Source organism: Aeromonas sp. D3 (genome assembly GCF_027705025.1).
Classification (GTDB): domain Bacteria; phylum Pseudomonadota; class Gammaproteobacteria; order Enterobacterales; family Aeromonadaceae; genus Aeromonas; species Aeromonas salmonicida.
The window spans coordinates 33,373-42,332 of the sequence record NZ_JAPDBE010000043.1 but is presented as its reverse complement, the minus strand read 5'-3'; the positions used below and the strand labels follow the sequence as shown (position 1 = coordinate 42,332).

Below are 8,960 nucleotides of genomic sequence, written 5' to 3'. Positions count from 1 at the left end.
TCCGAAACCAATCAATAGGTTTCGGATTTTTACACATCAGCAGGATCGGTCAATGGATCCTTAACTGATCGGCATTATCCATCGGGGGCCCCTGTCTCTTGCCCCCCTGGTGAGGCGGGTCTGGGTACACGGAGGTACTGGCCTTATCGGCTGCGCCAGCAAAGTCAAAGCCCCGCATTGCGGGGCCTTGGCTGTTTGAGAGTGGTGGGTCAATCGCGGGGGGTCTTGAGCGCCTGGATCACATCCTCGTCGGGGGCCAGCCCTTCTACGTGGTTGAAGATCTCCAGCCCCTCCTGTGGATTGATGGTAAAGGCGTCGGCACTGCGATAGCTGCCGCTGCCGGCGCTTTCGATGATGACGATGAGCTCGGGCTGCTTGTCGTCGTTGAGATCCTGCAACTTCAGCTCCTTGATGCTGCCATCTCGGGCCAGTACCTTGCCATCGATGAACTGATCGAGGGGAAACTGGGGGTTGGCGCCGGAATAGAGACGCACGTCGTAGCTGCCGATGGAGGCGGGCTCACCGCGTCCCTCGCTGATGGCAAGCACCTGACCGGTGGGCAGCGTCAGCTGTTTGAAGAACCCTTCTGCCGCCTGACCAGTCAGTGGCAGGGTGAGCAGACCGAGTGTCATGAGCAAGGCTTTCATGGATGTGATCCTTGTGACTGTGGTGACGGGCGGGTATCTCCTGCCCGTCACGGATGTTGATATGTGAGCCGGGTTCAGGCAATGCCTGTCCCGGCTCTTCGCACAGGGCGTCCGTTACCAGATCTTGACCCGTTTGGCGGGGTCCAGATAGAGCTTGTCCCCCGGCTTGATGTTGAATGCCTCGTAGAAGGCGGGGATGTTCGGCACCACGCCGTTGACCCTGTACTCCGGCGGGGAGTGCGGATCCGAGGAGAGCAGCATCTGCATCAGCTCGGGGCGATACATGCCTTTCCACACCTGGGCCCAGCCGAGGAAGAAGCGCTGTTCGCCGGTGAAGCCGTCCAGCACGGGGGCTTCCTCGCCCTTGAGTGACAGCAGATAGGCCTTGTGGGCTATGGTGAGACCGCCCAGATCGCCAATGTTCTCCCCCAGGGTGAACTGGCCGTTGACGAACTGGCCATTGATGGGCTCGAAGCGGTTGTATTGGGCAACCAGTCGGCTGGTACGAAAGCGAAACTCCTTGAGGTCGGCCGGCGTCCACCAGTCGCGCATCACGCCATCACCGTCGGATTTGGCCCCCTGATCATCGAAACCGTGACCCATTTCATGGCCAATGACGCCGCCGATGGCACCGTAGTTGACGGCATCATCGGCCTGCATGTCGAAGAAGGGGGGCTGCAATATGGCGGCCGGGAAGACGATCTCGTTGTTGCTCGGGTTGTAGTAGGCATTCACCGTCTGCGGCGACATGTGCCACTCGTCCCTGTCCACCGGCTTGCCCAGGCGTGCCAGGCTGTCGGCATATTCAAAGGCGCAAGCCCGTTGCAGGTTGCCTACCAGATCATCGGCGCGGATTTCGATGGCGCTGTAATCCTTCCATTTGTCCGGATAGCCTATTTTGGGCCTGAACTTGGCAAGTTTTTCCAGTGCCTGGGTCTTGGTGGCCGGTGACATCCAGTCCAGCTCCTGAATGCTCTGGCCGTAAGCGGTGCGCAGGTTTTCCACCAACTGCTCCATGCGGGCCTTGGCCTGGGGCGGGAAGTAGCGCTCCACATAGAGCTTGCCCACCGCTTCCCCAAGGTGATCGTCCAGTATGCCGAGGGCGCGTTCCCAGGGGGCGCGTTGCTTGGGGGTGCCGCTCAAGGTAGTGCCGAAGAAGGCGAAATTCTGGGCGTCGGTCTGGCTGTCGAGATAGGGGGCATAATCCGTGATGAGCTGCCACTTGAGGTAAGCCTGCCAATCACCGATGGGAGTCTGCTGCATCAGGCCGTCGAGGGCAGCAAGATAGCTGGGCTGGCCGATGATCAGGCTCTGCTGAGCTGCGAGACCGGCCTGGCCAAGGTAGCCGTTCCAGTCGATATGGGGTGCGAGACGCTTGAGCTCGCCGAGGGAGCCCTTGTTGTAGTTCTTCTCCCTGTCCCGCAGGGTCACGTTGTCCCACTGGATCTGGGCGAGTTTGGTCTCAAGGGCCAGGATACGCTTGGCCTTTGCGTTCGCATCCGTTTCGCCAAAGCGTGTCAGCATACCGGCTATGTGCTGCTCGTATTTCTGGCGCAGGACCTGGCTGCTGGCGTCGGTTTTGAGGTAATAATCCCTGTCCGGCAGGCTGAGCCCGGACTGATAGAGATAGACGGCATGGCTGTCCGGTGCCTTGGCATCGGCGCCGATCCAGAAGCCGAACGGGGCGCCGCCCCCCAGCTGGCCAGAGCGGGCGAAGGCGCGAGCCAGTCCGTTCTGATCGCTGATCTGATCGATTTCGCCGAGCAGGGGCAGCAGCGGTGTTGTGCCCTTGGCATTCCGACCAGCCTGATCCAGATAGCTGGTGTAGAGATCGCGGATCTGCCGGGCCTGGGTATCGGCGGGGGCCTTGGCATCAAGCCCTTCCACCAGCACTCGTACATCCGCCAGGGATTTGTCCCTGAGCATATAGAAGGCACCATCGGCGGGCCTGTCATCCGGGATCTTGGCGGTGGCCAGCCAGTGACCGTTCACGTAGCGGAAGAAATCATCACCGGGTTTGACCCGGGTATCCATGTTGGCCAGTGCCAGGCCCGAGTGCTTGTCTGCCGTGTCCGGCGCCTGACTGCAACCGGCTAACAGGGCCAACCCAATGAGGCCGGCCAGTATGCTTTTCTTGTTGTTCATTCTGTTGGATTCCAATTCGGGTTATTCAGCTTCCTTGCCCACGCAGGGCGCACATCACTCTAGCAGTCGGGTTACAGCTTGATAAGCCCGACTCTGCTAAGATCGGCCAGGTCGTTTTGGGGAAGCCTATGATTTCTCGTATTTATTCTCGTTTTTGTCAGACCCTGCCAGAGCCGGAAGGTTCCCGGGGCTTGTTGGTAGCCTTCAGTGGCGGGCTCGATTCCACAGTGTTGCTGGCGTTGGCGGCGCAGTTTGCCCGCGAGCATGGGCTTGCGCTGCGTGCCCTGCACGTCCACCACGGCCTCAGCCCCCACGCCGATGAGTGGGTCGCGCACTGCGAAGCCGTGTGTCAGCAACTGGCGGTGCCGCTCATGGTGGAGCGGGTGCAGCTGGTGCGTGGCAATGGCGAGAGTCTGGAGGCACAGGCGCGGGATGCCCGTTATCAGCGGCTGGCCGCCAGGCAGGAAAAAGGGGAGTGGCTGCTCACCGCTCATCATCAGGACGATCAGCTGGAGACCTTGCTGCTGGCCCTCAAGCGAGGTGCCGGTCTGCGCGGTCTGGCGGGGATCTTGCCGAGCCAGCCCTTTGCCGGTGGCCTCTTGTTGCGCCCCCTGCTTGAGTTCAGTCGCGCCGAATTGGCCGAGGCGGCGGCGACCCTCCCCTTCGGCTGGGTGGAGGATGAGAGCAATCAGGACGTGAGCTATGACCGCAATTTTCTGCGTCAGCAGTTGATCCCCCAGCTCAAGGCGCGCTGGCCGGCCATGGCTCGTACCGCCGCCCGCAGCATGGCGCTGTGCGCCGAGCAGGAGGCGTTATTGGAGGAGCTGGCCGAAGAAGACTGGCAGCTGGCCTGTGGGGGGGAGGCGCTGCACGTTTCATCGTTACCGGCTTCATCGCTGCAGATTGTGCCCCTGCTCACCCTGTCGCCCACCCGGCGCAACAACTTGCTGCGTTACTGGATCCGCCGCCTGGGGGGCGAGATGCCCTCCCGGGATCAGCTCGCTCTGCTGTGGCAGGAGGTGGCGCTGGCGCGGGAGGACGCCAACCCTCAGTTCAGCCTGAAAAACCTCGATTGCCGCCGTTTTCAGGGGCGGCTGCACCTGGTTCGGCCCGGGTTGACGCCCCGTCACGAACAACTGGCTGTCACTATCGGCGAGTCCGTGGTCCTGCCCGATGGGCTGGGGCGGGTGCAAGTGTCGGCAAGGCCGGACGGGGAGGGGCTGAGGTTGCCAGGGATGGGGGAGCCTTTGTCGGTGCGTTTTCAGGTGACGCCCGGTGTCATGCTCAAACCTGTGGGGCGCAGCGGCAGCCGCCGTTTCAAGAAGCTGCTGCAAGAGTATGGGGTACCTTCCTGGCTGCGGGGCCGTATTCCCATCCTCTACTATGGCGAGCAGGTGGCGGCAGTAGCCGGACTCTTTATCTGTGACGGATTTATGACGCAAGAAGCGGGGATGGGGTGGCAGTGGCTGCCAGCGGCCGACTGCGGCATCCCGCAGTGAGCTCAGGCCCGCCATGCAGCTAGCCTGGCGGGCCTTTTTACGATCCTGGCGCTGTGGTACTCAATCCAGCAGACCCGCTTTACCGGCTTTCTTGCGGGCATAGAGATGAGCATCGGCCGCCTCATACAGGCTCTGGACTGCGACCCCTGATTGCCAGCTGGCCGCCCCCAGACTGCAGCCGACCGAGAAGGTGCTGAGTTCCTTGTGGGTCAGCAGCATGTGTTGCAGCCGCAGCCAGACCGGGCGCCAGGCCTCGGGCTCGGCGGGTTGCAGCAAGAGGGCAAACTCGTCGCCACCGAGGCGAAAGGCCTGATCCGTGCTGCGGATGCAGCTCTGGAGCAGATGGGCAAAGCGGCTCAACACCAGATCGCCGACCGGGTGACCCCAGGTATCGTTGATCTGCTTGAAGTGATCGAGATCCAGCAGCACCAGCACCAGACCGTGGGATTCCCGACTGTGCTGCTCCACGGCGCGACCTATGGCCTCGTCGAAATAGGAGCGGTTGCCGAGCCCTGTCAGGTGATCGAGCCGTACTTGCTGCTCCAGCTGCGCCAGCCGCAGGTAGAGGGGCAGCGGTTGGCAGAGCAGCTGATGGTATTGCTGCAGGATCCGCTGCTGGCTGCCGCTCAGTATGTGTTCCAGGGTGTAGTGCAACTGGCCGAACAGCTGACCGTGCTGGCCGCGCAGTTCAAACGGGTAGCTGTGGAGCGTCAGGCTGGCCTGGGGCGGCTGCTGGATCAGCCTCTGTGGCTGGGGGTTGTCAAAATAGAGGCTATGTATACGGACAACTCTTGCCGCACGATCGGCAAAGGTTGCCAGCAGGCTGTCGAGATCCGACTGTGCCAGCAACAGCTCGAGCAACTGGTTGCGATCCTGACTTGCCAGCGGCGTGAGCCGCTCCATCTGCCGAACCCACAACTCGATGCCATGCCCCAAACCATTCAATGACGATGTGTTTTCCACGGTACAGCCCTCATACATCCTACTACCTGCCACTTCCCTGCAATCCCTGTGCCTAAAATATGTTCAATGTGAGCAAGGGCGGCTGATCAGGCTTAAGTGGATAAAAAGGGAGGAAAAATTTGTACGCAGATGTGTTGATCCTGCTGTTTGCCGCCGTCTTGCTGGTGGCGATTTTCCGGCGCTTCGGCCAGCCGGTGATCCGGCGCATGGAGCTGGAACGCAGCAGCCAGTATCGCTTTTTGCACGGCTTCTACTGGGGGGACCAGAGTGCCAGCAATCTGGAGACGGATCAGTTGCTCGAGCGTCTACATCCCGTGCTGCTGCACGATCAGGCCTGGGCCGTGGGGCAGACTGTCCAGGCGCTGGCGCTTGACGCTGTGCGAATAAAAGAGGTGCAACGCGGTGAACAGAGCCTGGAGCCCAGGCCCGAATTGCGGCTGGCGGCTGGCGGCAGGGGACAGGCTGGTGTTGTTTGGCAATGCGGTAGCGATGGAGCAGGCAGAACAAAAGTTGCTGGAGGGGCGTTAGGCCTTGTGCTGCACAAGGCCGACAAGCTGATTTACGCCTCTTCCCGCATCACGTCTTCAATCCCCAGAAACTGTTCGACCCGCGCCCGCTCGTTGAGGGTGTCCCGGTAACCCAGCTTGATCAGTTGCTGGCAGTAGCCGGGATAGAACATCAGAAAGCTGGCCAGGCTGCTGGTCTCGTCCCCCGACACTCCCAGCACCCGCAACAGGCGGCGAAGGTGTACAGGCAGTTTGCGCAGATAGGCCAGCGCTATGGTGTCGAGATCCTGGCTCGGTTTCAGCACGCAGGTCTCCACCCGTTTGAGTTTCAGGCGTCTGCGCTCCCGCTCGGGTATGAGATCCAGGGTCTGATTGATACGCCATAGCCGCTCCAGATCCGAATTCAGGGTATCGGTAAAGACGGTATCGAGCAGGTGGCTCGCGATGTTGGAGCTGGTCAGGTGGCCATGGCGAAAGGTGGGGGCCGAGTGGGCAGGTGGATCCAGCGCAATCAGCAGGATCCGCTCCGCCCCAAGATGGATGGCTGGGCTTAATGGGCTCAACTGGTGAATGGAACCATCGCCGTAAAACTTGTCGCCAATATGGGTCGCCGGAAAGACAAACGGCAACGCCGAGGAGGCCAGCAGGTGATCCGAGGTGAGCAGGGTGCGCACCCCGCGCCGTCTGGCTCGCTCCCACGGCAGATGGTCGGCCCGTCCCTGAAAAAAGGTGGTTGAGAGGCCGTCATCATAGTCCGACGCTGTGATGGCCAGCGCCTCCAGGCTGCCATAGAGGATGTTGTCGTCGATGCGGTGATAGTCGATGAGCTGATCCAGCAGGCGGCGCAGGGGGGCGTTGTCAAACAGGTGAAAGGCGTGATTGGTGTGAGGATTGATAAGCCCGGCCGAGCCTTCATACAACAGCCGCCACAGCAATCTGCCGGGGTGAAAGTCGAAGATATGGTGGGTTTCGAAGCGGCGCCAGACCCACTCCAGCTTGCGTACCCCCAGGTGGAAACAGGAGGCATAGCAGGCCAGCGCCGTGACATTGATGGCACCGGCCGAGGTGCCGCACAGTATGGGAAACGGAATGCCGAGATTGCGGGGATAAAACTCGGCGATGGCCTTGAGGGCACCGACCTGATAGGCCGCGCGAGCACCGCCACCGGTCAAGAGAAGAGCTGTGTTGGGTCTGGCCATGATACTGCGCCTTATGGTTGCCACTGAAGGTGTTGCCACCGAGCAATTTAACTATAAGGCGCTGTATCGAATATAAAAACAGGTCTGCGCACCATTTTTTCAGCAGGCTGATTTCAACGGTGGTTATGCCGGTGAATGGGAGCCTGCCAGGCTATCGAAGGCGGCAAAGAGGGGGGCACTGGCAAGGATTCGGCCGTGACCCAACCCACGGGTGCTGACCAGTCGGGTACGGCCATCCAGGGTTGCTCGTTGGGAGTCGCCGTAGGGGGCAAACCTGTCTTCCTCGTCGTGCACTATGATGGCGGCGCCGCTGCGGCTGGCGAGACGCCCCAGCGGGTCGACCGTGCTGAGGGGATGCTGGTACTCCTGCTCAATCTCTTTCACTACCGCATCGAACAGGCGGATGGAATAGCCGGAGCGGGCCACCATGCCGTAGAGCTGGGGCACATAGTCGAGCACGGGCGAAACAAGCAGCAGCGGCAACTGGTCGAGGGCTTGTTGGCGACTGGAGAGGGTGACGGCACCCCCCATACTGTGGGCGATGACGCCATTGAGGGGACCGAATTTGACGACCAGTTCGGCCACCAGCTCGTCAAAGGCGCGCACGAAGCGGGGCAGGTGGCCGGTATGACCGGCGCTGTGGCCATGGGCCGGATGGTCATAGGCGATGGCGGTGAAGCCCTGGGCGGCGATATGGCTCATCAGCGGATAAAACTGGCTGGCACTGCCGGACCAGCCGTGCATCAACAGCCAGACCGGCCCCTGGCCGAGCCGATAGCTCATCAATATCCCTTCGCTGGTGTGCACGGCTTGCTTCACCAGGCCCGCAGGCGCCGCCTCATCCCGCTGATTGCGCTGGGGGGTGAGCAGCAGCTTGCTGGCGGTACGCCTGGCGTGAGCGGGGGCGAGTCTGTGATGCAATCGGGTGCCAAGCCCCAGCAGCCATTTGCTCGGGCTGAAGCGGCGGGTGTTGAAGTAGATCTTGCTGCTCATGATGGTCCTGTCTGTTTTGTGTGCGAACGGTCGTGCTTTTTTGTGAGTTTTTAAAAAGTCATTCGAGAAATCATTGCCAGCTCGTCAGCAGATCATCCACTTCGGGCCAGAAGTGGCGAGCGGGATCCTGACACAAGTCCAGCGCATTGAACACCTGATCTGCCAGATAGAGGCCGTATAGCCGATAGACGGCGCGCCAGGGTTCCAGATCCTGGCGCCACTCCCCCTGCGCCTGACCCTGCACCACCTGGCGGGCCAGGTAGTCGAGCCAGAAGCGCACCAGCTGGCGCGCCGCCTGTTGCACGTCACCCTCCTGGGCCGAGGTCCAGGCATCGAGGAACATGCAGCGACCGGCGAAACACTGATTCCAGGCCAACCAGGCCTGGAGCAGGGCGACAAGTTTTTCGCGCTGGCTCTGGTGTTGTTGCTGGCGCACGGGCTGGATCACCCGCTCCCGGAACACTTCGGCAGCGTGTTCCAGCACGGCGATCTGCAGGTTGTCGCGGGATTGAAAGTGGGCAAAGAGACCGCTCTTGGACATCTCGCACGCACAGGCCAGCGAGCCTATGGTCAGGCTCTCCAGCCCTTGCTGGCTCGCCTGCTCAAACGCAGTCTGCAAAATGTTGTCGCGGGTCAGACGGCCCTTGCTCATCACACTCTCCTCGTTGGCCCTGCAGCATAAAGTACGATCGTGCTAATTGTCGAGGGAGAAACTGGCAGGAGAGGCCACAGGTCAGACTCAATCCTCCTTGATATCCATCTGCTGCAAGGCGATGACCGCCTGGGTGCGGTTCTTGACGCTGGGCTTGCGAAAGGCGGGAGTGATATGGACCTTGATGGTGGCAAGGGGTCAGTCGTCCTTGATATCCATCTGCTGCAAGGCGATGACCGCCTGGGTGCGGTTTTTGACGCTGGGCTTGCGAAAGGCGGGAGTGATATGGACCTTGATGGTGGCAAGGGGGTCAGTCGTCCTTGATATCCATCTGCTGCAAGGCGATGACCGCCTGG

General features: G+C 61.2%; 7 protein-coding genes and 2 pseudogenes. 2 read left to right on the top strand and 7 right to left on the bottom strand.

What is annotated here, in order from left to right; translation table 11 throughout:
• Positions 1–209: 209 nt before the first annotated feature.
• The gene (locus tag OKC28_RS19410) at positions 210–647 is read right to left on the bottom strand and encodes a PliI family lysozyme inhibitor of I-type lysozyme (protein WP_270690987.1); all 438 of its coding nucleotides are present in this window, start codon (positions 645–647) and stop codon (positions 210–212) included.
• A 114-nt stretch (positions 648–761) separates the two neighbouring features.
• Positions 762–2,792 carry a M13 family metallopeptidase gene (locus tag OKC28_RS19405; protein ID WP_021139088.1) on the bottom strand — a complete coding sequence of 677 codons (2,031 nt, stop codon included), beginning with the start codon at positions 2,790–2,792 and terminating at the stop codon, positions 762–764.
• A 128-nt stretch (positions 2,793–2,920) separates the two neighbouring features.
• On the opposite strand from OKC28_RS19405, the gene tilS reads away from it, so the two are divergent.
• Positions 2,921–4,291 carry a tRNA lysidine(34) synthetase TilS gene (gene tilS, locus OKC28_RS19400; RefSeq protein WP_034523697.1) on the top strand — a complete coding sequence of 457 codons (1,371 nt, stop codon included), beginning with the start codon at positions 2,921–2,923 and terminating at the stop codon, positions 4,289–4,291.
• Positions 4,292–4,351: 60 nt separating this feature from the next.
• Here tilS and OKC28_RS19395 read toward each other — a convergent pair whose 3' ends face one another.
• Positions 4,352–5,272 (bottom strand): GGDEF domain-containing protein, encoded by a 921-nt coding sequence (locus tag OKC28_RS19395; protein WP_034523696.1) that lies wholly within the window; start codon positions 5,270–5,272, stop codon positions 4,352–4,354.
• 176 nt (positions 5,273–5,448) lie between these two features.
• Here OKC28_RS19395 and OKC28_RS19390 point away from each other — a divergent pair.
• A pseudogene (locus OKC28_RS19390) lies at positions 5,449–5,782 on the top strand (TrkA C-terminal domain-containing protein); the annotation flags it as partial.
• A gap of 31 nt (positions 5,783–5,813) precedes the next feature.
• Here OKC28_RS19390 and OKC28_RS19385 read toward each other — a convergent pair.
• The 4 genes and pseudogenes from OKC28_RS19385 to OKC28_RS19370 form a co-directional block, all read right to left on the bottom strand.
• Positions 5,814–6,959: a patatin-like phospholipase family protein gene (locus tag OKC28_RS19385; RefSeq protein ID WP_021139084.1), complete on the bottom strand. Its 1,146-nt coding sequence runs from the start codon at positions 6,957–6,959 to the stop codon at positions 5,814–5,816.
• 123 nt (positions 6,960–7,082) lie between these two features.
• Positions 7,083–7,952: an alpha/beta hydrolase gene (locus tag OKC28_RS19380; RefSeq protein WP_021139083.1), complete on the bottom strand. Its 870-nt coding sequence runs from the start codon at positions 7,950–7,952 to the stop codon at positions 7,083–7,085.
• 70 nt (positions 7,953–8,022) lie between these two features.
• The gene (locus tag OKC28_RS19375; RefSeq protein ID WP_005312128.1) at positions 8,023–8,604 is read right to left on the bottom strand and encodes a TetR/AcrR family transcriptional regulator; all 582 of its coding nucleotides are present in this window, start codon (positions 8,602–8,604) and stop codon (positions 8,023–8,025) included.
• A gap of 87 nt (positions 8,605–8,691) precedes the next feature.
• Positions 8,692–8,796 (bottom strand): annotated as a pseudogene (locus OKC28_RS19370) (DNA-binding response regulator); the annotation flags it as partial.
• Positions 8,797–8,960 lie beyond the last annotated feature (164 nt).

Excerpts from the sequence above, each read along its gene's own strand:
- OKC28_RS19385 (WP_021139084.1), bottom strand. The coding sequence starts at position 6,959 with ATGGCCAGACCCAACACAGCTCTTCTCTTGACCGGTGGCGGTGCTCGC.
- OKC28_RS19375 (WP_005312128.1), bottom strand. The coding sequence starts at position 8,604 with ATGAGCAAGGGCCGTCTGACCCGCGACAACATTTTGCAGACTGCGTTT.
- OKC28_RS19410 (WP_270690987.1), bottom strand. The coding sequence starts at position 647 with ATGAAAGCCTTGCTCATGACACTCGGTCTGCTCACCCTGCCACTGACT.
- tilS (WP_034523697.1), top strand. The coding sequence starts at position 2,921 with ATGATTTCTCGTATTTATTCTCGTTTTTGTCAGACCCTGCCAGAGCCG.
- OKC28_RS19405 (WP_021139088.1), bottom strand. The coding sequence starts at position 2,792 with ATGAACAACAAGAAAAGCATACTGGCCGGCCTCATTGGGTTGGCCCTG.
- OKC28_RS19380 (WP_021139083.1), bottom strand. The coding sequence starts at position 7,952 with ATGAGCAGCAAGATCTACTTCAACACCCGCCGCTTCAGCCCGAGCAAA.
- OKC28_RS19395 (WP_034523696.1), bottom strand. The coding sequence starts at position 5,272 with ATGTATGAGGGCTGTACCGTGGAAAACACATCGTCATTGAATGGTTTG.